Source organism: Stenotrophomonas maltophilia (assembly GCF_001274595.1).
In the GTDB taxonomy this organism is placed as follows: Bacteria; Pseudomonadota; Gammaproteobacteria; order Xanthomonadales; family Xanthomonadaceae; genus Stenotrophomonas; species Stenotrophomonas forensis.
In genome coordinates this window covers 4,046,255-4,070,797 of sequence record NZ_CP011010.1, presented here as the reverse complement: position 1 = coordinate 4,070,797, position 24,543 = coordinate 4,046,255, and the positions used below count along the sequence as shown (strand labels likewise).

At 64.6% G+C, this 24,543-nt stretch carries 18 protein-coding genes; 14 read left to right on the top strand and 4 right to left on the bottom strand.

Annotated features, from left to right (window positions below; all coding sequences use genetic code 11):
* Positions 1-7 precede the first annotated feature (7 nt).
* The 4 genes from VN11_RS18520 to VN11_RS18505 all read left to right on the top strand — a co-directional run bounded on the left by VN11_RS18520 (position 8) and on the right by VN11_RS18505 (position 6,554).
* Entirely contained in the window at positions 8-1,036 is a 1,029-nt protein-coding gene (locus VN11_RS18520; RefSeq protein WP_053450810.1) for an SIS domain-containing protein, read from the top strand.
* Positions 1,036-2,184 carry an N-acetylglucosamine-6-phosphate deacetylase gene (gene nagA, locus VN11_RS18515; protein WP_053450809.1) on the top strand — a complete coding sequence of 383 codons (1,149 nt, stop codon included), beginning with the start codon at positions 1,036-1,038 and terminating at the stop codon, positions 2,182-2,184. Before VN11_RS18520 ends, nagA begins: the two co-directional genes overlap by 1 nt.
* Complete coding sequence (locus VN11_RS18510; RefSeq protein WP_053450808.1) at positions 2,184-3,251, top strand: acyltransferase family protein; 1,068 nt, start codon at positions 2,184-2,186, stop codon at positions 3,249-3,251. The genes nagA and VN11_RS18510 overlap by 1 nt, the downstream gene beginning before the upstream one ends.
* Positions 3,252-3,524: 273 nt before the next feature.
* A complete protein-coding gene (locus VN11_RS18505) occupies positions 3,525-6,554 on the top strand; it encodes an autotransporter outer membrane beta-barrel domain-containing protein (RefSeq protein WP_053450807.1) in 3,030 nt (1,009 codons plus the stop codon).
* Between the two features lie 163 nt (positions 6,555-6,717).
* Here VN11_RS18505 and VN11_RS18500 read toward each other — a convergent pair whose 3' ends face one another.
* Positions 6,718-7,149: a hypothetical protein gene (locus VN11_RS18500; RefSeq protein WP_053450806.1), complete on the bottom strand. Its 432-nt coding sequence runs from the start codon at positions 7,147-7,149 to the stop codon at positions 6,718-6,720.
* A 374-nt stretch (positions 7,150-7,523) separates the two neighbouring features.
* Here VN11_RS18500 and VN11_RS18495 point away from each other — a divergent pair, with 374 nt between their 5' ends.
* The 10 genes from VN11_RS18495 to VN11_RS22390 all read left to right on the top strand — a co-directional run bounded on the left by VN11_RS18495 (position 7,524) and on the right by VN11_RS22390 (position 20,858).
* Entirely contained in the window at positions 7,524-8,558 is a 1,035-nt protein-coding gene (locus VN11_RS18495; protein WP_080374965.1) for a S41 family peptidase, read from the top strand.
* 3 nt (positions 8,559-8,561) lie between these two features.
* Positions 8,562-8,897, top strand: a complete 336-nt coding sequence (locus VN11_RS18490; protein WP_053450804.1) for a hypothetical protein — start codon at positions 8,562-8,564, stop codon at positions 8,895-8,897.
* A gap of 49 nt (positions 8,898-8,946) precedes the next feature.
* Positions 8,947-9,381, top strand: a complete 435-nt coding sequence (locus tag VN11_RS18485; RefSeq protein WP_006470037.1) for an SseB family protein — start codon at positions 8,947-8,949, stop codon at positions 9,379-9,381.
* Between the two features lie 224 nt (positions 9,382-9,605).
* Entirely contained in the window at positions 9,606-12,362 is a 2,757-nt protein-coding gene (locus VN11_RS18480) for a type VI secretion system Vgr family protein (RefSeq protein ID WP_080374964.1), read from the top strand.
* Complete coding sequence (locus tag VN11_RS18475; protein WP_053450803.1) at positions 12,352-13,281, top strand: DUF4123 domain-containing protein; 930 nt, start codon at positions 12,352-12,354, stop codon at positions 13,279-13,281. The genes VN11_RS18480 and VN11_RS18475 overlap by 11 nt, the downstream gene beginning before the upstream one ends.
* The gene (locus tag VN11_RS18470; protein ID WP_053450802.1) at positions 13,278-16,196 is read left to right on the top strand and encodes a T6SS effector BTH_I2691 family protein; all 2,919 of its coding nucleotides are present in this window, start codon (positions 13,278-13,280) and stop codon (positions 16,194-16,196) included. The genes VN11_RS18475 and VN11_RS18470 overlap by 4 nt, the downstream gene beginning before the upstream one ends.
* Positions 16,193-16,942 carry a putative type VI secretion system effector gene (locus VN11_RS22800; protein ID WP_148564998.1) on the top strand — a complete coding sequence of 250 codons (750 nt, stop codon included), beginning with the start codon at positions 16,193-16,195 and terminating at the stop codon, positions 16,940-16,942. Before VN11_RS18470 ends, VN11_RS22800 begins: the two co-directional genes overlap by 4 nt.
* 39 nt (positions 16,943-16,981) lie before the next feature.
* Positions 16,982-18,172: a hypothetical protein gene (locus tag VN11_RS18465; protein ID WP_053450801.1), complete on the top strand. Its 1,191-nt coding sequence runs from the start codon at positions 16,982-16,984 to the stop codon at positions 18,170-18,172.
* Entirely contained in the window at positions 18,169-18,714 is a 546-nt protein-coding gene (locus VN11_RS22970) for a putative type VI secretion system effector (protein ID WP_148564997.1), read from the top strand. The genes VN11_RS18465 and VN11_RS22970 overlap by 4 nt, the downstream gene beginning before the upstream one ends.
* A gap of 1,430 nt (positions 18,715-20,144) precedes the next feature.
* Positions 20,145-20,858: a putative type VI secretion system effector gene (locus VN11_RS22390; protein WP_148564995.1), complete on the top strand. Its 714-nt coding sequence runs from the start codon at positions 20,145-20,147 to the stop codon at positions 20,856-20,858.
* A 44-nt stretch (positions 20,859-20,902) separates the two neighbouring features.
* On the opposite strand, the gene VN11_RS18445 is transcribed toward VN11_RS22390, so the two are convergent.
* The 3 genes from VN11_RS18445 to VN11_RS18435 form a co-directional block, all read right to left on the bottom strand.
* A complete protein-coding gene (locus VN11_RS18445; RefSeq protein WP_053450797.1) occupies positions 20,903-22,123 on the bottom strand; it encodes a multifunctional CCA addition/repair protein in 1,221 nt (406 codons plus the stop codon).
* A 113-nt stretch (positions 22,124-22,236) separates the two neighbouring features.
* On the bottom strand, positions 22,237-22,473 hold the full coding sequence (locus tag VN11_RS18440) for a hypothetical protein (protein ID WP_053450796.1): 237 nt from the start codon (positions 22,471-22,473) through the stop codon (positions 22,237-22,239).
* 66 nt (positions 22,474-22,539) lie between these two features.
* Entirely contained in the window at positions 22,540-24,525 is a 1,986-nt protein-coding gene (locus VN11_RS18435; RefSeq protein ID WP_053450795.1) for a transglycosylase SLT domain-containing protein, read from the bottom strand.
* Positions 24,526-24,543: the final 18 nt, after the last annotated feature.

Below are 24,543 nucleotides of genomic sequence, written 5' to 3'. Positions count from 1 at the left end.
GCCTGCCATGTCGCTGTCAGACCCCACTTCCACCCTGATGTTCGCCGAGGCCGCTGAAGCAGCCGACGTGGTCGCCCGCCAGTTCTCGCGCAACCACGCCACCATGGAAACCCTGGCCGCCAGCCTGCGCGCGGCGCCGCCGCCGTTCGTGGTCACCTGCGCGCGTGGCAGCTCCGACCACGCCGCCACCTACGGCAAATACCTGCTGGAAACCCAGCTGGGCCTGGTGGTGGCCTCGGCCTCGCCGTCGGTGGGCTCGGTGTACGCCGCACCGCTGCAACTGCGTGGCGCACTGTTCATCGTCATCTCGCAGTCGGGCAAGAGCCCGGACCTGTTGCGCAATGCGGAAGCCGCCAAGGCGGCCGGTGCGCGCGTGATCGCGCTGGTCAACGTCGAGGATTCACCGCTGGCGCAGCTGGCCGACACGGTCATTCCGCTGCATGCCGGTGCCGAGAAGAGCGTGGCGGCCACCAAGAGCTACCTGGCTTCGCTGGCTGCGCTGCTGCAGCTGGCCGCGTACTGGAAGCAGGACAGCAACCTGCGTGCCGCACTGGACCTGTTGCCGGATGCGATGCGTGCGGCCTGGCAGTGCGACTGGAGCGCGGTGACCGACGGCCTGGTCGAGGCCACCAACCTGTTCGTGCTCGGCCGCGGCCTGGGCCTGGGCGCAGCGCAGGAAGCCGCGCTGAAGTTCAAGGAAACCTGCAGCCTGCATGCCGAGGCCTACAGCTCGGCCGAGGTCAAGCATGGCCCGATGGCGCTGGTCGATCGTGGCTTCCCGGTGCTTGCCTTCGCACAGCCGGACGAGACCGGTGCCGGCACCCGCGCAGTGGTCGATGAATTCACCGCGCGCGGTGCACAGGTATGGCTGGCCGGTGCTGGCGGCAACCTGCCGGTCGCGGCCGCGCCGCATCCGTTGTGCGCGCCGCTGCTGACCGTGCAGAGCTTCTACCGCGCGATCAACGCGCTGGCGCTGCGCCGTGGCTTCAACCCGGATCTGCCGCCGCACCTGAACAAGGTCACGGAGACGGTCTGATGGCCACGGTCCTGCGTAACGCCCGCATCCTTGCAGGCGATGAATTCCGCGACGATCTGGCGGTGGTGATCGAGGACGGCCGCATCAGTGCGCTGCTGCCCGATGCCGCGCCGCAGATCGGCCAGGCCGCCGAGCAGGTGGACCTGGGAGGCGGCTGGCTGCTGCCCGGCTTCATCGACGTGCAGGTCAACGGCGGCGGCGGTGCGCTGTTCAACAACACGCCGGACGTTGCGTCGCTGCGCACCATCGCGCAGGCGCACCGCCGTTTCGGCACCACCGCGATGCTGCCGACGCTGATCAGCGACGACGTGGGCGTGATGCGCGAGGCCATCGGTGCGATGCGCGAGGCCATCGCACAGGGCGTGCCGGGCGTGATCGGCATCCATCTGGAAGGCCCCTACATCGCACCTGCGCGCAAGGGCACCCACGATGCCAGCAAGTTCCGCGTGCCGGACGAGGATGAGATCGCGCTGGCCGCGTCGCTCGACAACGGCGTGACCCTGCTGACGCTGGCGCCGGAACGCGTGCCGCTGGAGACCATCCGTGCGCTGGTCGAGCGAGGCGTGATCGTCGCCGCTGGGCATACCGCAGGCACCTACGAAGAGATCCGTGCGGGCCTGGATGCCGGCGTGCGTGGCTTCACCCATCTGTACAACGCGATGTCGCCATTGCAGGGCCGCGAACCCGGCGCAGTGGGCGCCGCGCTGGAAGACCGCGACAGCTGGATCGGCATCATCGTCGATGGCGTGCATGTGCATCCGGCCAGCCTGCGCGTGGCCCTGGCGGCCAAGCCGCGTGGCCGCCTGCTGCTTGTGACCGATGCAATGCCGCCGGTCGGTGCCGATGACCCGAGCTATGTGCTGTACGGCGAAACCATCACGGCCATCGACGGCGTGGTCCGCAACGCCGCAGGTGCACTGGCCGGTTCGGCGCTGGACATGGCCACCGCCGTGCGCAACACGGTGCAGCTGCTCGGCCAGCCGCTGGCCGAAGCCGCACGCATGGCCTCGACCTACCCGGCGCAGTTCCTCAATGTCGATGACCGCCTCGGCCACATCGCAGAGGGCTACCAGGCCGACCTGGTGCTGTTGGATGACGCCCTGCAGGTGCGCGGCACCTGGATCGCCGGACAGTACGAGGCCGCCTGATGAACGCTACGCCGCCACGCCGGCTGGGCTCGATCGATGCCCTGCGCGGCATCACCGTGGCGGCGATGCTGCTGGTCAACAATCCGGGTGACTGGAGCGCGGTGTTCGCACCACTGCGTCATTCGGAATGGCACGGCTGCACGCCCACCGATCTGGTGTTCCCGTTCTTCCTGTTCCTGGTCGGTGTGTCGATGGCCTTCAGCGTGGCACCGCGCGCGCTGGACGCGTCGGTCCGCCCTGCGTTGGCGCGTGGCGTGCTGGAACGCGCGCTGCGCATCCTGCTGGCCGGTGCGCTGTTGCATCTGTTGATCTGGTGGGCGCTGCATACGCATCACTTCCGCATATGGGGCGTGCTGCAACGCATCGCGGTATGTGCGGCGCTGGTGGGCGTGCTGGCGGTGTATGCGCGGCCGCGCGTGCAGGCGGCCGTGCTGGTCACGCTGCTGGTGGGGTACACCGTACTGCTGCTGGGCATCGGCGATCTGGCGCCGTGGACCAATCCGGCCAGCCGCCTGGATACCGCGCTGTTCGCCCCGTGGATCTACCAGTGGCATGCCGATACCGGGCTTGGCCATGACCCGGAAGGATTGCTGAGTACCCTGGGCGCCCTGGCCAGCACCGTGCTCGGCCTGTTTGCCGGCGGCCTGCTGCGCAACGGGCGTTCGGCGGCCCTGGCCGGGCTGGGCGTGGCAACCGCTGTGCTCGGGTTGCTGCTGGCCACCGTGCTGCCGTTGAACAAACAGCTGTGGACGCCCAGCTATGTGCTGTGGACCGGTGGCCTTGCCGCACTGGCGCTGTGGCTGGGCCACGTGCTGATCGACCGCAAGGGTTGGCCGGCGCTGGGGCGGCGCTTCGGGGTCAATGCGATCACCGCCTATCTTGGCGCGTCGGTCATGTCCGTGGTGCTGATGGCTACTGGCGCCTGGGGCTGGATCTGGCAGCAGCTGGCCGATGCGATGCCACAGGCGCTGGAGCTGGCGTCGATACTGCAGGCGGTGGCATTCGTCGCGCTGTGGTGGGGCGTGGCCTGGTGGTTGGACCGGCGGAAGATCTACCTGAAGATCTGACCCGCCTCATCCACGCATGGCGTGGATCGTCCGGGATGCGCGTGCTGGTTCAGTAGATCCACGCCCTGCGTGGATGCTCTTCTCGCTACTGGTGGCCTTCAGAAAAATGAATGGTTTCAGTCACGTAGAGGCCAGGTGAGAGTCGCTCGAGTTCGCAATTGAAGTGTGATCACTGGCACGTAAATTCACCTGTCGAAACCATTCACGACAAGGCAGACTGCGCTCGCAGTACCGCATATCCGCAGTTCCTGATCCCCTGTCCAGGAGTGCTGTATGTCCCGTGCCGTCCCGCGCGCGTTTCGTCCGCGCCGCCTCACCGTTTCCGTGCTGCAGGCCCTGGCCGTTCCCTCCGTCATGCTGATGTCCGCCAGCGTCGCCTGGGCCGGCTGTGACGCCATTGCGCCCGTTGCCGGCCAGACGGTCACCTGCACTGCCAGCGCACCCAACCCGCAGACCGTTCCCATCGCTGCCAGCGGCGCGGCCGGCATCACCGTCAACGTTGCCAGCAGCGCGCAACTGCAGCAGAGCGGTGGCGGTTCCGCCATCTCGCTGGTCGGCGCAGGGGGCCATCTGCTGTCCAACCAGGGCGCGATCAGTTCGGTCAGCGGCGTGGCGGTGCAGCTCGGCGGCGGCAGCCGCGTCGAGAACCTTGGCAGCATCAGCACGGGCAACAACATCGCCCTGCAGTTCGTCGGCAATGGTGACAGCGTGCTGGTCAACCGCGGAACGCTCAGTGGCGGAACCGGCGTGCAGTTCGGTGCCGGCAATGATCGCCTGGAGATGCAGGCCGGCAGCATCACCGGCGGTGTCCTGCAGGGCGATGGCAACGATGTGCTGCTGCTCAACGACGGCACCCTCGACCGTGTCGACCAGGGCAGCGGCGATGACCAGATGACGGTGACCGGCGGCACCATCACCGGCGTGGTCGCGCAGGGCAGTGGCCGCGACGATTTCGTCATGACCGGCGGCACCGTCGGCGCCCTGCAGCAGGGCGACAACATCGACACCTTCCGCATGAGTGGTGGCCGCATCATCGGTGCCTTCGAAGATGGCGACCGGGCCTGGATGACCGGTGGCCGCATCGGCCGGGTCAACATGAAGCTCGACAAGAACCTGTGGGACATGTCCGGCGGTACCGTGGACGGCAACGTGGTGACCGGCTTCGACACCGACACCATCATCATTTCGGGCACGGCCTACATCGGCGGCAACATCAGCGTCAGCGGCGGTGCCGACAGCGTGACCATCACTGATGGCACCGTGCGCGGCCAGGTGCTGCTCAGCACCGGCAATGACACCTTCAACTGGATTGATGGCGGCATCGTCTACGGCGCGATCGACATGGGCCCGGATGACGACGTTGCGAACCTGGCCAACCTCACCCAGACCCACGTCGGTGCAGTCCCCCTGTTCGACGGCGGCAGCGGCATCGACCAGCTCAACCTCACCAACGTCAAGACCACCGGCGTCGGGCGCTTCCAGAACTGGGAAACGATCAGCCTGGCCAGCAGCACCGAACTGACCTTCGACGGCAATCTGGTTCTGGGCGATGCCGGCACCGGCACCGGTACGCTCACCGTCGACGACACCAGCACATTGTTCGCTGGCGGCGGCAACCATGCCATCCGTCCGTTCATGGCATCGGGCCTGGTCAACATGGTCAATGCCGGGCGCATCGACCTGACCGCCAGCGGCAGCGCCGGTGATGCCTTCACCGTGCGCGGCAATTACCGCGGCGACGGTGGCGGTCTGTACCTGAAGACGGTGCTGGGGGCCGATGATTCGGCCAGTGACACGCTGGTGTTCGACGGCGGCACGGCCACCGGCAGCACCGGCGTCGGCATCCTCAACGTGGGCGGCGGTGGTGCGGCGACACGTACCGACGGCATCCTGGTGGTGCAGGCATTGAATGGCGCCACCACCGCGCCGGGCGCATTCTCGCTGTTTGCGCCCGTGGCGGCCGGTGCCTATGAGTACTTCCTGTTCAAGGGCGGGGTCAGCGCGGGCACCGGCGAGAACTGGTACCTGCGCTCGACGCTGGTGCAGGGACCAGCCCCGGCGCCCAATGGCGGCGGTACCGTCACGCCACCACCGCCAACACCGCCGGTGGCCCCGCCGCCGCCGATCACGCCGGCGCCACCCCCGCCGCCCGAAGGCGCCACCGATCCGGACCTGACCGCCGGTGAGACCGCCCCACCGCCACCGCCGCCGGAGCCACCGCCGGCGCCGCCGCCGACCGATCCGGAAGTGCCCGAGGTGCCGGTGGCCGGTGGCAGTCTGCCCGGCACGGGCGCGCCGCCGACACCGGATGCGCGCCCGGCAGAGGGCGCCGTGGTGCCGCTGTACCGCGTGGAGACCGCCACCTACGCGGTGGTGCCGCCCCTGCTGCGCGAGGCCTCTCTGGCCAGCCTCGGCACGTTCCACGAACGGCAGGGCGAGCAGCGCCTGCTGTACAACCAGGGCGCGCTGCGCACCGCCTGGGGCCGGCTGGTCGGGCAGAGCAGCGAGATTCACTGGAAGGGCGATGCGCAGCCCGGGTTCGACGGCGATGTGATGGGCCTGCAGGCCGGCCTTGATGTGTGGGCTGCGGCCAACGACAACCATCGCAACCAGATCGGCGTGTTTGTCGGCCGTACCCGCGCGCAGGGCAAGACCACCGGCCTGGCGCTGGGCTGGGAGAACGTGCAGGTGGGCCAGAACCGGCTGGACGACAAGCACGTGGGCCTGTACTGGACACTCACCGGCAGCAACGGTGGCTACATCGATGCGGTAGCGATGCAGAGCCGTTACGACGGGCGCGTGCGTTCCTCGCGCGGGCTGGGCTTCGGCATCAAGGGCGATGGCACCAGCGTGTCGGTGGAGGCCGGCAAGCCGCTGCTGCAGTTCGGCCAGTCGGCCTGGTGGCTGGAGCCGCAGGTACAGGTGATCTGGCAGCGCACCGCGCTGGATGACCGTCGTGATGCGGTATCGAGCGTGCGCTTCGACAACGACAACGCCTGGACCGGCCGCATCGGCCTGCGCCTGACCGGTGACTACCAGTTGGCCGACAACGGCTGGCAGCCGTACTTCAAGCTCAACTACTGGCACGGCGGCTCCGGCGAGGATCGCATCCGCTTCGACGGCGACGTGATCGTCAACTCGCAGCGCTCGCGTGCGCTGGAAGCCGGCGTGGGTGTGGTCGGGCGCTTCAACCGCACCATCAGCGCCTACGCGGTGGCCGATTACACCCGCGAACTGGGCGGCGATCGCAACGAGAAGCGCCGCATCATCGAAGGCAACATCGGCCTGCGCGCGGACTGGTGACGGCCGCGCGCCCGGGTGGGTGCCGACCTCGGTCGGCACTCATCCCATCACCGCCATGATGCGCTCTGGATTCCAACCGGCGCCATGACCTGCTCCGGGTTCCAACCGACGCCATAATCTGCTCTGGTGGGTGTCGACCTTGGTCGACACGAATCCATCGGCGTCACGATCCCGCGCGTGCACCGGGTGCCACCAACCCGCCCGCATGATCGGCCAGCACCACCACCGCATGCAGCAGGCCTTCCTCCACCTGCGGCGGGCACTGCGCTGCCGCATCATCCATCTCGCGCGCCGACTGCGCCGCCAGCAACACACCCCCGCAGGCGGACACCGCCGCGAGGCACCGCGTGGCCTCGGCCAGTTCCCGGCCACGCGACTCGCTGAGGTGCCGTTCGCGCCAGGCCTGGCCATCGGCAGCGTGGCTTTGCGCGATACCACGCAACCGGGCGAAGAAGGCCGACGGCGCGGCATCGCCGTCGCCCTCGCACAATGCATCTTCCAGCGCTTCAGCCACGGGAGTGGGCAGCGCCAGGCCGGGCAGGGCATCGCCCAGCAGGGCGTGCAGACGGGGATAGGCGGGGTAGGGCGTGTTCATGGCAGCAACCTCACAAGGCAAGGCCACCTGCGGGATGCAAGGTGGCGGGCGGTGCGGGTTGGCGTGCCGGTCAAAATCGAAGCGAAAAAAGCCGACGGATCTCGAGGATCCCCACGCACCGCCCGCCATGGGCGAGCCGGTGCATTGTCGCGATTGCCGTTGAGGCGGCAACTCGATCACTTCGATGTTTGATTCAGGACGCCAATCCCGGCCAGCGCAAAGCGCGCCGGCAGAGCCACCTTCGCGCTTTTGCCCGAGTGGCAACATGAGCAAAGTTGCAAATGTTGCTGTGCGCGGCGCGTGCCAAAGCCGACATACAACGACAGCGGCAAGCGCGTATGCTGCGGTACTCATCCAAGACGAAGGAACGTCGAATGTCGCTTGATCTTCGCGTGATCGCTGCTGCACTGGGCGCCCTGTTCTGCAGCAGCGCGCAGGCTGCCGCCCCGGCCGTCATCGACCTGCCGACAGCACAGGCGCAGGCCCAGTTGCTGGACATGCTGGAGAAGGAGTCGCTGTACCGCGACCGCGTGGACTGGCCGGCCATCCGTACGCGCCTGAAGGCGGCGCAGAATGATCCGGCCCAGGCCCGCGCGGTGCTGCAGGAGGCCACCGGCCGCAGTTCCGGCGGGCATGGCGAGTGGATCAGCGCAAAGCAGCTGCAGGCGAAGGCAGAACGCCTGGCGCGCGCCAATGGCGCAGCGACAGCGGCTCCGAAAGCAACGACGGCCCCGGCCGAAGTACTGGACCCGCGTATCGGCCGGGTGGAGATCGAGGGCTACGGTGTCATGCAGGGCCCGACGGCGCACCAGCAGATGAAGGAGCGTGCCAAGCGCTGGCAGGCGATCATCGATGACCAGGACAATGGCAGCCGCTGCGGCTGGATTGTCGATCTGCGCGGCAACACCGGTGGCAACATGTGGCCGATGCTGCTGGGCGCGGCGCCGCTGTTGCGCGTCACGCCCAGCGCCGACGAGGACGTGGGGTCCTTCGCCGCCGCGGACGGCCCCACGCGCTGGCAGCTGACACCGTCCAGCGTGCGGCTTGGCGAGCGCGTGCGGGTCGACCTCGGCGGGCCCGGTTATCTGCTGAAACACCCAGGCGCGCCGGTGGCGGTGCTGACCGGGCCGCGCACCGCCAGTTCCGGCGAGGCGACCGTGCTTGCCTTCCGCGGCCGCCCGCAGACGCGCAGTTTCGGCCAGCCCACCTCGGGGCTGTCCACTGCCAACGTGATGCGGCCGCTGGTCGATGGCAGCGCACTGCTGCTGACCACCAGCGTGATGCAGGATCGCAATGGCCAGGGGGATGGGCTGAAGATCGAACCAGACCAGCGCACCGACAGTGATGCCGCCACGCTGGCTGCGGCGCAGCAGTGGTTGCTGCAGCAGCCCGCCTGCCAGGCGCGCTGATCCATGATCCTGATCGGCCAGCAGGAACGGGTGATGATCGTCGGTCCTACGGAAGCCCACCACTGCCTGCGTTGCGGAACGGAAACCGACTTCGCGCCGCAGCTGCGCTACAGGATGGCGCGCATCGACCTGCTGTTCGGCTTCGCCTACCAGCGCCGTTATGAGCTGGCCTGCACCCGGTGCGAGCACGGCTGGTTACTGGACACCGAAACCATGGACCAGCAGCTGGGTGGGGTGCCGATCCCGTGGCGGCACCGCTTCGGCCTGCCGCTGATGCTGGTGGTCGTGGCTGGCCTGGCCCTGCTGGGCTGGCTGTGGCGGCACGGATTCATCGGTTGAACGCCGGGGCTGTTAAAGTCTGCCCTGCAATCACGTACCGGAACCCACCATGGACCACGACACCCCGTTCGAACCCCTCAACGACCTCGAGGTGCGCCTGCTGCAGGCCCAGGACGGGACACTGACCGCATCGCAGTTCCTCGATGGCCTGTTGACCTCGACGGCGTTCGTGCTGCTGGACAAGGCCATCGGCGAAGATGGCGCCTGGGACGAGAGCATCTCGCCGCTGGTGCTGACCAGCGAGAGCGGCGAACCGATGTTCGCGGTGTTCACCTCGCCCGAGCGCGCCGGCCTGTGGCACGAGCAGCTGCCGCAGTTTGCCCATGCCATGCCGATCGCGGTGCACGCGCTGCTGGCCGGTATCGGCGACGGTGTCGGCCTGGTGCTGAACCCGGGCCTGGACGTGGGCATGGAGATGATTCCCGATGCCGTGGCCCAGCTGAAGCAGCGCGCTGCGGCGATCACGCGTGGCATGGCGCATTGATTCCTGCCTTGGCTGGCTCGCTGCTGTTTTCAGGCTGGTCTCTTGGCGGGTAACACCCTCCTGTTCTGCATGCGATCGGCATTTCGTAGTTTTCCTAGCGGGCGCGACACCTAGGTAGCGCCTGCGTTTCACGGTGGACCTGTCTGCCGTGTCGCAATTCCCTCTTCCTCGGCCCCTGTTTCAGCAACACGCTCACGGCCCCTTGGCCCTGCGCGCGTTGCTCCATGGATGGCTCCGTTCCTGCTCCGCAATGGCCCGCCCTGCGCTCTGCGCTGGCCGGCCCTTCGCACGCCCAGCGCTTCCTGCGGCTGCACACGTCGCTGGGGAGCGATGTGCTGGTGGCCGAAACCCTTGATGGCGTCGAGCAGATCGACGGCATGGGTTTCCAGTGGACAATCACCGCACTGTCGCTGGATGCCGGCCTGCAGCTGGCGCCGCTGATCGGACAGGGCGCGCTGCTGCAGCTGCAGCAGGCCGACGCCAGCCTGCGCCCGTTGCACGGTCGCATCACCGCCGCCGAGCGGCTGGGCAGCAATGGCGGCCTGGCGCGCTACCGGCTGCGCCTGCAACCGTGGCTGGCGTTCCTGTCGCAGCGGGTGGACAGCTACGTCTTCCACGACAAGACCGTGGTCGAGATCGTCGAGGACCTGTTCGCCGACTACAGCGGGTTGGCGCCGGCCTGGCGCTGGTCGCTGGGTGACGCCAGCCAGTACGCGCGGCGCAGCCTGACCACCCAGTATCAGGAAAGCGATCTGGCCTTCGTGCAGCGGCTGCTGGCCGAGGAGGGCATCTATTACTGGTTCGAGCATGCCGGCGAGCCCGGCGGCGCGGACTTCGGCACGCACACCCTGGTGCTGGCCGACCACAGCAACGACACCGCGGAGCTGGGCCGCGTGCGCTTCCATCGCCGCGACGAGAGCGAGCGCAGCGACAGCGTGCAGCAGTGGTCCACCGCGCACCGCTGGCGGCCGGGCAAGGTCGAACGTACGACCTGGGACTACCGCACCCTGGAGCGTCGCCAGGCCAGCGCCGAGGCCGGGCAGGGCAACGACCTGGGCATTGTCGACCGTGATACCTGCGGCCCGTATGGCTGGCAGGACAACGCACGCGGCCAGCGCCGCGCCCAGCAGCATCTGGACGCGCTGCGCGTGCGCGCCCATACCATCGATGGCGCCGGCCAATGGCGGGCACTGGCACCGGGCGCGCGCTTTGGCCTGTCGCAGCATCCGCAGGTCGGCGAGGACGCACAGTTCCTGTGCCTGTCGGTGCTGCACCAGGCGCGCAACAACCTCGATGCCGACGTGTTCGACGCACTGGAACAGACCCTGGGTCCGGCCAGCGTGGCGGTGCCGGCGCTGCCGGACGCGCTGTCCGGGCTGGCCTATGGCCAGGCGCCGGGCGAGGTGTCCACCGCGTTCTACGACAACCGCTTCGTCGCCATCCCGGCCGAAGTGAACTACCGGCCACAGACCGAGGACGGCCACGGCGCGCACCTGCATCCGCGGCCGACCATCACCGGCACGCTCAGCGCGGTCGTGGTCAGCGACGGCGACCCGCTGCTGTCCGACCGCGACCATCGCATCAAGGTGCAGTTCCCGTGGCAGCGCGGCGGCAACGCCAGCAGCGGCCTGGCCCATCCCGGCGGCGACGACAACGCCCCGGCCAACGGAGGCGCCTGGACCTGGGTGCGGGTGATGATCCCGTGGGCCGGCGACAACTGGGGCGGCGTGGTGCTGCCGCGGCGTGGGCAGGAAGTGCTGGTGGCGTTCCTGGAAGGCGATATCGACCGCCCGGTGGTGGTCGGTGCGGTCTACAACGGCCGTGGCCAGCAGGACGCACAGCACAACCAGATCAACGGTGGGGGCGCCACCGCCACCGGCAACGCCGCCGCCTGGTTCGAGGGCAACGACCACGCCGCGGTGTACACCGGCTTCAAGAGCCAGGCGCTGGCCGACAGCCAGGGCGGCACCGGCGGCTACCAGCAGCTGCGCTTCGACGACACGCCCGGGCAGGGCCGCGCGCAGCTGTCCACCACCCAGCACGAGACCACGCTGACCCTGGGCCACCTCAAGGGCGGCCAGGACAATGTGCGCGAAGGCGAGCGGGGTTTCGGCGTGGAGCTGTCCACCCAGGCACAGGGCGCGCTGCGTGCCGGACGCGGCCTGCTGCTGACCACCGAGCAGGGCTCGCCGCAGATGGCCGCGCCGCAGGCATTGAGCCAGCTGCAGGAAAGCCAGCAGCTGCTGCAGCAGCTGGCCGAATCGGCCGCCAACCAGCAGGCGCAGCTGCCCGGCGAGCCGACCGAGCTGCCGGTGGACACCACCCTGACCGAGCTGCAGGAGACGCTGCGCGCCACCTACAGCGGCAGTGCCGCCGGCAGCATCGCCGGCGGCGATGGCGAGGCACCGGGCTGGAGCGCGCCCGTGCTGCTGGGCAGCGGTGTGGCCGGCGTGCTGAGCCTGACCCCGGCCGACCAGGTCTGGGTCAGTGGCACCCACACCACGCTGGCCAGTGGCGTGGCACTGAACTGGATGACGCAGGGCTCGCTGACGATGGCGGTGGCCGGCGGTCTGGTGATGTACACCGCCGGCGTGCAGCCCAGCGGTGAAAGCCCGAACCAGGAGCGCGGCATCGCGTTGCACGCCGCGCAAGGCAAGGTGAGCGCGCGTGCGCACAAGAACCAGATGATCGTGGCGGCCAAGACCAAGGTACGCATCGCCAGTACCGAAGCGGACGTGCAGCTGTCGGCGCCGAGCAAGCATCTGCTGGCGACGGCGGCGGGGGCCTACATTCGCATTGAGGGCGACAACATCGAGCTGGGCGCGCCGGGAAAAGTGGAGTTCAAGGCCAGCCAGCGGGATTGGGTGGGGCCGCTGATCAGTTCGGAGGAGACCGACGTTCCAGCTGGGCAGTTCAGTGGCTGCGAGCCGCACTTGAACGCAGCAGTATGCCGACAGGAAGGGTGCGCCGATGTCGGTTGAATCGTTGTGCGAACAGCTGATCGATATCGATCGCAGCAGCGCAGGGCAATGCCACCTGCTGATGCAGCCAGCGGTAGAGCGATGCGAGATGGACGAGGCTTTCGATGCGCTGCTGGACTCGGCTGGGATCCAACCCGTTCCGATCACCATTCGGCAGATACCGGCAGCCATGTGGCCTTCCCTGATCCCGCTCGACCTGAGCAGAGGCATGCATTCCCTGCTGTCCGGCCAGGCGATGGCAATGGCGATGGAGCAGCGCTCCGTGACGTCGTTACTGACCGGACGCCCGCAACGCGCGTGTGCCTGGCTTTGGACGCCATTGCTGCCCCGGCATCTGGCCAACCAGCTTGCCGCGCAAGCGATCGCTCACTGCCCGCACGCCCAAGGTCGAAAGCGGTGGCTACGCTACTACGATCCCATGGTGACGGACCTGTTCCTGCACACCTCATCGCGTTCGCAACGGGCGTATCGGTTTGCGGGCGCCACAACGTGGACATTCCTGGATCGCTGGGGGCAATTGACCATCAACAACATGGTCGCGCCCGCGCTGCCCGGCGACCCGACCGTCTCCTGGTCGGAGGTGGAATGCATCGGCGCATTGAACCAGGCCTGGATCGGAGCGCTGCAGACCGGCGATCTGCCCGACCGTTCGACCTTCGCACACGTACAACGTTGTGTAGAGGAAGCGCACCGTCGCGGCGTGGCCAATGGACATGAGCTCGATCTATTCGCAAAGCATGCGATCTCCTTTGGCCCTCATTTCCACCGCCATCCCATCCTTCAGGCGCTGCTGGCGCAGGTGGAGCAGGGCGAACGGTACGACGAACTGGCATGGCGCATTGAAGACGCAGAGTGGCAGGACATACGCGCGGCGGCGTCGGGACACGCCGCTGAGACCAAGGGAGGGTTGTACACATGACGCAGCATGGCGAGGAAGGAAACGACGTGAGCGGTTCCTATACCGGCAGCAGCAACAGGGGAGTTCGCGGCAAGGACAGCCAAACCGTATCTGACCTTCCTGTTGTTACCGCCGCACCGCCGGAGTCGCAGAGCCGCGCGGTCTGCGACATCTGCCGCTCTACCGGGCTCGCCATTCTGCCGGTGCGCTATACCTTGGTGCCCGACAATTGTGACGTCGACCTGGGCGGCCTATCACCCTCGCATGTGCCCGACGCTGACATGAGTGCAGCGGGACTTGAGCATGCTCTCAGGACCATGCGCCAAGGCATGTTGTACCTGTACTACGAGAAGGGGCCTTACGGACCTCGGTACTGGGAATGCTACGCCATTGCCGAAAACGGTACGTTGTGGCGGCAGCCCTCCGTCACGAGCGCCCGCCCCGTCGTTGGAGCGGGGCTGCCGATCTGTGGGCGGAAAGGACATGACTATATGCGCACCGAGTTCATCACCATACCGCGGCCTGATGTGTGCGGGACGGTCTGGCTCGCTTTTTCCCAGCACCCATGGACACCTGCGACGCTGGATCGCTATGGGTCCGATCCGGTCCTGCGCGCCGAGCGGATGCAGCCGATCGAGCCTGCGAGATGGATCCGGTCGGCGAGAGCGGAGGGCGACCAAGCGCCGTTGAAGGACGCCGCCGGGCTGGCATCGATCATGGAATATCGTTGGATGGAAAGTCCCACGGGAGATCCGCCGGAACTTCCTCACATCAGCGCGCTCCCAGCTGCCTCCACACCGGATGGCGCACTCAGCACCGCACGGCTGCGAAAGCACGGCACGCGTTACCCATGGTCAAGGCGGGATTACCCCCGCAATGGTATCGATCCGAGCGAACTGCGCTTCCAGCTGCTACAGAAACACAGCAGTAACGGGCGAATTGGTGATGATCGCCAGGAGTACCCGCCCATGCTGCTGGGATTGTGGGACGCGGTGGGTGCTGTGCATGAGCTCAGTGGCTACTGCAACGATCTGGCTGCCTGCATCGGTCAATTCAAGCGGGAGCGCGAGCTGGAGGTTTCAGCGGTTGACCAGATCGAACAGATCTCGCGATTGCTGGAACTCAACGGCGCGGTGATGGCAGGGAACTATGCAGCGCAGACCGTGCGGGAAGAAGAACGGCAGCTCCGCCTCGGGAATCCCTCGCTTCCGTCATGGAACCCGAGAGTGAAGATCTCCGAGGAGGAAAAACGGAAGCGGGAGCAGGCATACAAAGACATGTTCCTGCCGCTCTATCTGCAGGATGCGCAGGACGCGTGGAAGAACAAGTACTGGCCGCTGATTGATGAGCCCCGCTTTACCGCGTTCAAGAGGAACATGGATGCAATGGCGCAGATGGTGCTCGACCGGTTGGGCCCAGAGATGGCTGTGCTGGTTGCCTGGCTCCGCCATGATCTGTTTCTGGCAACGCTGGAGGACTTTGACGGCCAGTCTGCGGCGCAAGGCGTGTGGTTCGAGGAAGTAATCACCGATGCCATTGCGGCGCTCGGCATGCACGAGATCGGCCGTGCATTTCTGACTGAATCGGCCAACGACACAAAAGTTACCGGAAGAGGATCCCTGCTCTGGCGAGCTATCGCGAAGAACCAGGAAGAGGCTCGCAAGGAGCTGGAGCAGACACTCTCGGCGGCGCAGGTCGGGGCCGACACAATTCTTGAGGTGACGGGCGCAAGCTGGGCGGCATTCATTGCAGGCACCGCACATCTGAAGTCTTTCTTGAGCCTTTACCGCAAGTTGGAGGTGGCGCAGAAGGAGGCTGCGCCCCCCACCGCCAGTGCCCGCATCCTTCGCGAGAGTGGCGTCGATCGCTTCGTCACTACCGCAGGTGCGTACCTTCTGAATCGATTTCCGATGAAGGGCATCCAGGACACTGTCGGCAATGCCATGGTCCGCGTCGTGCTCCTGACGCGGGCATTGATGGAGCGCGACGAGGCGATCAGCCTGGTGGCCGAAGAGCTGAGCAGCGGCCAACAGGGCAAGCGCTATTTCCTGGAGCGCATCCAGTTCTATCGCAAGAAGGGGAGTGCACTGCCGATGCAGTTCGCGCTTCGCGATCTGGAGCTGCACCATGGTGCACTGGCAATGCGCAAGCGCTGGCAGGCAGCGGCGGAGAGCAGCCGTAATGTTGTCCGCCTGAACTCCCTTACGGGCGTGTTGGAGATGGTGAACTTCATCCATCTGGCAACCAAGGTCGATAAGGACACGCGCGACTATGCGACGTTATTGGCGTCCGGCATGTCGCTTTTGGCTGTGTATACCAGTGTGCATGAAACGGTAGCCAAGGACTTCTTTGGGGCGGGTAGTGTCAGTGCCATTCGGATGAAGGTTGCCGGCAGTGTGTTGGCGGGAGCGGGTAGTTTTATTGGGGCGTACTACAGCTATTTAGACGCGGAAGCTGCGGACAGGCAGCAAGAGCTTGCTGCCGACATACTTTTGAGTACTAAAGCGTTCGTGACGGCGTCTGTGGGCGGTGCGCAGTTCCTGACCGCACTCGCCTACTCATCTCCGATCATCGAGCGCAGTCTGGGGCGCAATTCATTGACTTTGGGTCTCAGAGGGATGAAAGCAGGGCTTGAAGCGGCAGCGGCGACAGAAGGGGGGGCTGTAGTTGCGTCGCAGGCAATGAAGCGACTTGGTGTGTGGATTCTGCGATTGGGTGGCTGGCAAGTTGCATTGGCTCTTCTTGTCATTGAAGTCTTGATATGGGCCATCAGTCCGAACGATCTGGAAAAGTGGTGTATGAACAATGCATTCGGAACAAATGCGGGCCTTAGAAAAGGTGAGCGAACATTTGGTGGCGAGCCCTATTCAACACCGCGAGAACAAAAGCAGGCGTTTGACAAGGCTATCGGCTCGGTTACGTTGAGGGTGCGATGAAAACTGAGGTCGATGTGTCGTCAGAGAAGAACTCGCTTGATATCGAAATCGGAATCATCTCCGATCTGCGGGTCAAGCACGTTGTGGAAAATGTATTCTGGCGGGAGGGTGATCCATCAGGCATCGCGGCTACAGGCGCCATTGCCGCCGCACTGGGGCTGAGTGGCCCTGCAGCTGGAATGGCGATGATGTCTGCTGAGGAAATGGCTGAGCCAGTTACCAGAGTGGAGTTCCGGCTTGGCGAAACCCAAGTGGAAGGGTTGCTTTGGAACTGGCCATTCAGTGAAGGGGACCGAGTAAAGGTCGTTGGAAAGAGGGGCGAAGATGGGAAATTCTTTGCTCTGTCAGTTCTGGACGAGAATAAGCGGCTGATTGTGTCATACCCCCATGTCAGCTCTGGAAGTTGGGCACATTGGATCGGTGTCATGAAGTACACGCTGATGTTCTCACTGCCAAGTGCTGCGCTATACGTTCTGGTTGCCGGCTTTGGTTCGATTAATGAAGGTCCCTGGGACTGGTATTCTCTGAAAAGATTTTTTTACATATTTATTAGTTGCATTTCTGTCTCGTGCTTCATTGGGGTTAGGATTGGTTCTCGCTTCACGCGTTATGCAAGGATGGCTGATGCAATCTTCAAATCTCTTGGTTGGGTCAATGGTAAATATATAAATCTAAGGCGTATCACGAAGTTGAATAAGAGTGTGGATGACCATCCTGCTTTGGGTGATACGTACTTCAGGTACTGACTTGAACTGAGTTGTGGTAACCAGGAGTGGTTGTCCGTTATGGCTGCCAAAAGCCGTCAGTATGAGCTTTCAGTTTGCCTGCTCCGCAAGTTGGAGGCGGCGCAGAAGGAGGCTGCGCCCTCCACCGCCAGTGCCCGCATCCTTCGCGACAGTGGCGTTGATCGCTTCGTCACTACCGCAGGTGCGTACCTTCTGAATCGATTTCCGATGAAGGGCATCCAGGACACTGTCGGCAATGCCATGGTCCGCGTTGTGCTCCTGACGCGGGCATTGATGGAGCGCGACGAGGCGATCAGCCTGGTGGCCGAAGAGCTGAGCAGCGGCCAGCAGGGCAAGCGCTATTTCCTGGAGCGCATCCAGTTCTATCGCAAGAAGGGGAGTGCACTGCCGATGCAGTTCGCGCTTCGAGATCTGGAGCTGCACCATGGCGCGCTGGCGATGCGCAAGCGTTGGCAGGCAGCGGCGGAAAGCAGCCGCAATGTCGTCCGTTTGAATTCCCTTACGGGCGTGTTGGAGATGGTGAATTTCATCCATCTGGCAACCAAGGTGGATAAGGATACGCGTGACTACGCAACGTTACTGGCGTCCGGCATGTCGCTTGTGGCTGTGTATACCAGTGTGCATGAAACGGTAGCCAGGGAGTTCTATGGGGCGGGTAGTGTCAGTGCTATTCGGATGAAGGTTGCCGGCAGTGTGCTGGCGGGAGCGGGTAGTTTTATTGGGGCAGCCTACAGCTTGTCGGACGCGGAACAAGCCTATGCGTATCCAAACAAGATGGCGCTCGTAGCGCATCTTGCCAAGGCCCTGACGCTGGCGACGGTCGGATCATCTCAATTCCTAACCGCGCTCGCCTACTCATCCCCTGTAATCGAGCGCAGTATTGGGCGGAATTCGTTGACCTTGGCGCTGAGAGGACTGAGGGCTGGGCTTGAGGCGGCGGCCACGGAGGGTGGGAATGTCATTGCATCGCAGGCGATGAAGCGAGTCGGTGTGTGGATGCTGCGATTGGCAGGATGGGAGGTTGCATTGGTTCTGCTCGGCATTGAAATATTTGTATGGGCCATTAGCCCAAATGACTTGGAGGCGTGGTGCATGACAAATGCGTTCGGAAAGAAGGGAAACAAGGCTTTAGGAGGAAATCTCTTGTCTAGCAAGAGCTATGTAACTTCACTAGAGCAGCAACTGGCTTTTGAAAAGGCTATCGGCTCAGTTTCCGTGAGGCCGCAGTGAGTATCGAACTCCAAGTAAACCCTGCCGAACATGGGCCGCTCGATACTCACGCTGGCATCATCTCTGACTTGAAAGTTCAGCATGTAGTGCAGAACGTCTTCTGGCGGAGAGGAGACCGTGAGGGGATGGCGGCGACTGGCAGCATTGCGGCAGCGTTTGGGCTCAGCGGTCCGGCCGCAAGTATGGCGATGATGTCCGCTGAGGAAATGGAGGAGCGGGTTGCGTGCGTTGAGTTTCGGCTCGGCGCAGTCAAAGTAAAGGCAGTGCTTTGGAACTGGCCATTTCTGGAGGGCGACGATGTCCGAGTGGTTGGTCGACATGAGGACGACGGAAACTTCTTCGCCCTGTCAGTTCTGCAAGAACAGAGTAGGCTGATTGTGTCTTATCCGCACGTTAGTGCGGGCACGTGGGCTCATTGGATGACGGTGGCAAAATATTCCCTGATGTTCTCGGTGCCTTGGTGCGCACTTGTTATCGGATTTTTTGGCTGGTTCAGCTTAAAGATAGTATTGGCAGGAACGAAGGCGGAAGTGTGTTGGTAGCTCAAGCCTATTTGGTCTGCGTTTTGCTCTTCTGCTTCATCGGATACAGAATGGGGCGGCGTTTCACTCGGTTCGCAAAGATGGCTGATGCAATATTCCAGACGCTTGGTTGGCCCAACGCAAAGCGGATCAATCTGCGGCGGATCACCAAGCAGAAGCGGCAGCCAGGCGATCATCTTGCCTTGGGCGATACCTACTTCAGGTACTGACGGCAGCGTCTAGCACCATGCTTCCCCAGTAAACAGTACGTCTTCTTGAGCGTCATCTGGGGCGAAATAAGTTGAGTTTGGGTCTTCGTGGGTTAAGGGCCGGGATAGAGGCTGCGGCCGCGAGGGAAGGGGAACTCGTCTTGTCCAGTCAGGCTATGAAGCGCCTTGGCGGTTGGATACTGCGCTTGGGCGGTTGGGAGATTACGTTGGCACTGCTTTTGATTGAAGCGACCGTGTGGGTAATCAGCCCGAACGATCTCGAGAAGTGGTGCGAGTCCAACGTATTCGGGAGGGCAGCTAGTAAAGCTCCTCCCTCGGCCAGCGATAACCTCCAGGAGGCCGTTCTGAAGCAGAACGACGCGTTTGACAAAGCAATAGGGAAAGTAACTACAAGGTCGCAGTCGTGAAAGGCGCACATTACATGGATGTTCCGAGCAAAATTCCGCTGGATACAGAGGCTGGTGTGATCTCAGAACTTTTCGTTGAACATGCGTTCGAGGATGTTCTGTCCCGTTCTGACGATCGAGAGCAAATGGCCGCAGTGGGTGCAGTTGCAGCAGCGCTCGGCTTGAGTGGGCCATCAGCAGGCATGGCCGTGATGTCAAGCGAAGGGGGGCGGAGCCAGTGGTGCGAGTCAGGTTCATGCTGGGAGATCTATCGGTGTCTGCTCTGCTGTGGAACTGGCCGTTCAGGCAGGGGCAGAGCGTTAGAGTGGTGGGCAAGCGATGGCCCGACGGAACATTCTTTGCAATCTCTGTATTGGACGAGGATGAGAGGCTGATCGTTTCCTATCCTCATGTTACGGCAGGCAGTACCTCGCACTGGCTGCGTGTCTTCTGGATTTCCTTGGCGATCTCAGTAGTTTGGTGGGGGGGGCGGCTGTTCTCGCAACTGTCTTTGTTTGGGACGTCAAATCCGATAGTAAGTTCGAAGTTATTTCTGGCGCCTGCATTGCCGGAGCCTCAATTTTTGGAGTGATTGGATGGAGGATCGGGCGTCGTCTATCTAGATTTGCGAGGATGGCAGACCGCGTATTCACTGCGCTGGATTGGAGCGATCCCACGAAGATTAATCTCAGGTCTGGGAAGTTCGCTCAGACGCGAGAGGGCGATAATTCCGGCGTTGGGGATACCTACTTCAGATAGTAGCTGTTATCAATCTGGCAGTGTGGGGGCGCTACTGGTCTGGTTTCGATTCGGCCCCTCAAGGAGTGGTATGCAAATGAGTGACGGCAAAGAGGCTCTACTTGAAATGGAGAGCGGAGTTATCTCCGGTCTCAAAGTTCAATGCGTGATGGAAAATATTTTCTGGCGAGAGGGCGATCGCGTAGGAATGGCTGCGACCGGTGCGCTGTCCGCCGCATTAGGTCTCAGTGGTTCGGCTGCCGGCTTGGCGATGATGTCTGTGGAGGAAATGGAAGAGCCAGTTACTAAAGTTGAGTTCAGACTTGGTGAAATGGATGTGGAGGGGCTTCTCTGGAATTGGCCTTTTAACGAGGGTGATGTTGTTCGAGTTGTCGGCGCACGGAACGATGAAGGAAGGTTTTTTGCTATCTCAGTTCTTGATGAGGATAGAAGGATCATTGTTTCCTATCCGCATGTTAGTGCTGGTACGTTGGCGCATTGGTTCTCAGTGTTTAAATACTCGCTTGTGATCTCAATTCCGTGGTGGGGGTTGGTAATAGCTTTCTATGCGTGGAAATTCTATGCGCCATTTCACCTGTTGGTTCAGTCATATTTGGTGGGGGTTCTTGTCTTCTGTGTGATTGGGTATCGAGTTGGCCGTAGGTTTGTCAGTTACGCCAAATTGGCGGATTCAGTTTTTTCTACGCTTGGATGGAAAGGTGCGAGGCGAATGAATCTTCGGAGAGTGACCAGGAGCAAGCGTCAGCCGGGCGACCACCCCGCCTTGGGCGATACCTATTTCAGGTACTGACCATCAGCAACTGACACCGCGCCTTCCCAGCAAGCCGCACATTCCTATCGCGCTGCTGCAATCGCCTTCACCCTGGCCCTCGCCAGGGCCTCGCCCACCGCAGGGCCCTTCAAATGGACTAGGTCCAAATCCCGCGCCTGTACCGACAGCGCCGCCTGGTGCAGGCGCTTGAGCGTTTCACCCTGCGGGTAGTCGGCGTCCTCAAATCCGAGCCGGCCGCGCTTGTCGGCCTCGCAGCACAGCGCGATGCGGGCCACGCGCTCGGGCCGGCGCAATGCATCGCAGCGGCCCAGCAACTCCAGCACGGTGGCATCGCGTAGCTCATCGATGCGGTGCACGTTCAAGTGCTCGCGGCAGACCGCTTCGGCCAGTTGCTGGTGCTCGGTGGGAATCTTCAGGCGCGCGCACAGCGCCTTGAGCGGCTTCAGGCCGCGCTGCTCGTGCATGATGTGGCGCGGCCATTCGTCCGGCGGGGTCAGGCCCTTGCCGAGGTCGTGGGTGAGGGCGGCGAAGCCGACCAGGTCATCACCCGGCGCCAGTTTCGCGGCCATGTCGCTGACCATTTCCTGGTGGATGCCTGTATCCACTTCCGGGTGGAACTCCGCGCGTTGCGGCACGCCGTACAGTGCTTCCAGCTCGGGCAGGATCGGGCCCAGCGCATGCGCATCGTGCAACGTGCGCAGGAAGGCGGACGGGCGTTCGCAGACCAGCGCCTTGCGCAGTTCCTGCCACACGCGCTCCGGTACCAGTGCATCAAGCTCACCGCTGGCGGCCACCTCGCGCATCAGCGCCGTGGTTTCTTCGGCGACGCTGAAACCCAACGGTGCGAAGCGCGCCATGAAGCGTGCCGCGCGCAGCACACGCAGCGGATCTTCGACGAACGCAGGGCCGACGTGGCGCAGCACGCGCTGTTCAAGATCACGCACGCCGCCATAAGGGTCGACCAACGCGCCGGTGTCCTCGTCGCAGGCAATGGCGTTGATGGTGAAGTCGCGGCGCTGCAGGTCCTCTTCCAGCGTCACCGCCGGATCGGCGTCGACCACGAAGCCACGATAGCCGCGGCCGGATTTGCGCTCGGTGCGTGCCAGTGCGTATTCCTCACCGGTCTGCGGGTGCAGGAATACCGGGAAATCGCGGCCCACGGCGGTGTAGCCCTGCGCTTCCATCTGCGCGGGCGTGGCGCCGACCACCACCCAGTCACGGTCGCCGGCAGGGCGTTGCAGCAGGCGGTCGCGCACGGCGCCGCCGACAAGATAGATCTTCATGGGGCGATGATCGCATGGTCGGCGCAGATGCACCGGTAGTGCCGGCCGCTGGCCGGCAACCCCTGGACAATAGCGGTTGCCGGCCAGCGGCCGGCACTACCCATGCAGAGGCATTACGCCAGGCCGCGCCACCCCGGCACGAACAGGCCGGCCAGGAACCACAGCCCGTAGACGATCCACAGGCAGAGGAAATACAGCTTGATCTGCGCCTCGTCCCACAGGCTGCCCCAGCTGTCGACGAAGGCCAGTGACTTCCAGCCTTCCATCCAGGCCGCGCCACCCCAGCGCAGCACCCAGGTGGCGAGCAGGCTCCAGGCGACGAACATCCCGATCCAGGCCAGCAGGCTCATCGTTTCCCTCCCCAGGGAGTGGATACCGGGGAGTGTCGGCCAGCGGCCGGCACTACCGTGTTGCGATCAATCGCCGCCCTGATCGGCGTTGGCGGCGCAGCTGAAGCTCTTGCGCTTGTCCACCAGGCGGCCCATCAGACGGTCGCTCAGCGGCAGCGCATCGCCGTTGAGGCGCCAGTCGTAGATCACGCTGAAGGCCAGCACGCGGGCCACGTACTCGCGGGTTTCCTTGTAGCTGATCGTTTCGATCCACAGGTCCGGATCGAAGCCCGGTCGCTGGCCCTGCCAGCGGGCGGTCGGGGTCGGGCCGGCGTTGTAGGCGGCGATGGTCACATATGGCAGGCCGTCGTACTTGTTCATAAGCTGGCGCAGGTACGCCGTACCGATGGCGATGTTGGTGTCCGGGTCGTACAGGCTGTCGGCGCCGCCGTAGCCGGTCAGGCCGATCGACTTGGCCACGCCGGCACCGGTGGCCGGCAGCACCTGCATCAGGCCCATTGCGTTGGCAGGCGAACGCGCGCGCGGGGTGAAGGTGCTCTCCGCGCGGATTTCCGCCGCCACCCAGGCCGGGTCGATGGCATTGCGTGCCGATTCGCGGCGGATGGTGGCGTCGTGGTGCAGCGGGAAGCGCAGGTCGTACAGGCGCTGTTCCTGCGGCTGCTTGCCGAGTGCGAACACGGCGCGGTCGAACCAGCCGTTGTCCTGCGCCACGCGCACGGCAAGGCGGCGCTGGGTGTCATCGAAGCGCGACAGCGCACTGTTCCATTCGGCCACGGCCCAGCCGGTGCGGTCGATCTGGTACAGCGCCATCGCACGCTGGATGGCCGGGTCGCGCGCGATCACGGCCTGCGCCTGCGCGCTGTCGTTCGGCTTCCACGGGCACAGCGTATAGCCCTGCTGCAGCTTGTCGGCGGCGAGGAAGCCGTGGAAGGTGGGGGCGCGTGCGGCATCGCGGAACAGCGCCTGGGCCTGCTGTGCCTGGCCGGTCTTCTCCAGCATGCGGCCTTCGAAGTAGCGCCAGCGCGGGTCGCTGCGTTGCTTGCTGCCCATCTTGCGCAGCGCGGTCAGTGCCGCCGGCCAGTCGCCACGCGACATGGCCTCGCGCACGCGCCATTCGTGCAACCGCTCGTCATACGCCGACTCCGGCACTGCATTGAGGCGGCGCGCCGACTCCGGCAGATAGGAGGCCACCGTCCACAGCGCGATCTGGTACAGCACCTGGCCCTGCTGGTCGGCACTCAGGCCGAGGGCCTGCGCGTACTGCGGCAGCTGCTGCTCGGTGGCGCCCGGGTCGGCCTTGGCCAGCTTGGCCAGGCCATCGGTGGCGATGCGCCGGCTGCGCTCGTTGCGCGGCCAGTTCAGTGCGCTGGCGTTGGGTTTGTCGACGAACGCGGCGTACGTGTTGGCCAGTGCCAGGTCGGTGGCGGGCAGGCCGCGCGCCGCACTGCGCATCACCGCCGGCTGCTGCGCGTCGGCGGCGGCGTCGATGCGCTCCCAGCGCAGCGCGTCACTCAACCCGCCCTGCGCCTGCAGCACGGCGAAAACCGCATCGCAGCCGTCGGGTAGCGACTTGCCGTTCTTGCGCCACAGGTCCTGTGCCTCGCTGATCCACTGCGGATCGACCTTGCCGGTCACCTGGCGCGCGGTCAGCTGGGCGCAGCGCAGGCCGGCGTTGTCGGTCGGTGCCCAGTTGGCCAGCAGGGTCGGCCAGTCCTGGCGTCGCGCGACCGAGGGCAGCCACACGCTGCGGAAGGTGGTGGCCACGGCCTGGCCGTCGTAGCGCTTGAGGAAGGCCTGTGCCTGTGCGGTATCGACGGTATCGATGTTGCGGCGCAGGTTGGCGTATTCCAGCCAGCCATAGGCCGGGTGGCGGCTGAGCGCACCGGCCTGGCCGGGATCGAACTGGCCGCGCTCGGCGGCAGCGATGGCGGCTTTCAGCTGCGCATTCTGGGCATCGAGGGACTGGGCATTGGCGCAGCCGATCAGCAGCGTGGTGGCCAAGGGCAGCAGGGACAGGGCGGTCGAAGAGCGTCGGGTCATGGCGTCCAGCATAGCGGGCGCTGGCTGAAT

What these genes read in the sequence shown, in the direction of transcription:
- VN11_RS18520 (WP_053450810.1), top strand. Translation starts at nt 8, where the DNA reads ATGTCGCTGTCAGACCCCACTTCCACCCTGATGTTCGCCGAGGCCGCT.
- nagA (WP_053450809.1), top strand. Translation starts at nt 1,036, where the DNA reads ATGGCCACGGTCCTGCGTAACGCCCGCATCCTTGCAGGCGATGAATTC.
- VN11_RS18510 (WP_053450808.1), top strand. Translation starts at nt 2,184, where the DNA reads ATGAACGCTACGCCGCCACGCCGGCTGGGCTCGATCGATGCCCTGCGC.
- VN11_RS18505 (WP_053450807.1), top strand. Translation starts at nt 3,525, where the DNA reads ATGTCCCGTGCCGTCCCGCGCGCGTTTCGTCCGCGCCGCCTCACCGTT.
- VN11_RS18500 (WP_053450806.1), bottom strand. Translation starts at nt 7,149, where the DNA reads ATGAACACGCCCTACCCCGCCTATCCCCGTCTGCACGCCCTGCTGGGC.
- VN11_RS18495 (WP_080374965.1), top strand. Translation starts at nt 7,524, where the DNA reads ATGTCGCTTGATCTTCGCGTGATCGCTGCTGCACTGGGCGCCCTGTTC.
- VN11_RS18490 (WP_053450804.1), top strand. Translation starts at nt 8,562, where the DNA reads ATGATCCTGATCGGCCAGCAGGAACGGGTGATGATCGTCGGTCCTACG.
- VN11_RS18485 (WP_006470037.1), top strand. Translation starts at nt 8,947, where the DNA reads ATGGACCACGACACCCCGTTCGAACCCCTCAACGACCTCGAGGTGCGC.
- VN11_RS18480 (WP_080374964.1), top strand. Translation starts at nt 9,606, where the DNA reads ATGGATGGCTCCGTTCCTGCTCCGCAATGGCCCGCCCTGCGCTCTGCG.
- VN11_RS18475 (WP_053450803.1), top strand. Translation starts at nt 12,352, where the DNA reads ATGTCGGTTGAATCGTTGTGCGAACAGCTGATCGATATCGATCGCAGC.
- VN11_RS18470 (WP_053450802.1), top strand. Translation starts at nt 13,278, where the DNA reads ATGACGCAGCATGGCGAGGAAGGAAACGACGTGAGCGGTTCCTATACC.
- VN11_RS22800 (WP_148564998.1), top strand. Translation starts at nt 16,193, where the DNA reads ATGAAAACTGAGGTCGATGTGTCGTCAGAGAAGAACTCGCTTGATATC.
- VN11_RS18465 (WP_053450801.1), top strand. Translation starts at nt 16,982, where the DNA reads ATGGCTGCCAAAAGCCGTCAGTATGAGCTTTCAGTTTGCCTGCTCCGC.
- VN11_RS22390 (WP_148564995.1), top strand. Translation starts at nt 20,145, where the DNA reads ATGAGTGACGGCAAAGAGGCTCTACTTGAAATGGAGAGCGGAGTTATC.
- VN11_RS18445 (WP_053450797.1), bottom strand. Translation starts at nt 22,123, where the DNA reads ATGAAGATCTATCTTGTCGGCGGCGCCGTGCGCGACCGCCTGCTGCAA.
- VN11_RS18440 (WP_053450796.1), bottom strand. Translation starts at nt 22,473, where the DNA reads ATGAGCCTGCTGGCCTGGATCGGGATGTTCGTCGCCTGGAGCCTGCTC.
- VN11_RS18435 (WP_053450795.1), bottom strand. Translation starts at nt 24,525, where the DNA reads ATGCTGGACGCCATGACCCGACGCTCTTCGACCGCCCTGTCCCTGCTG.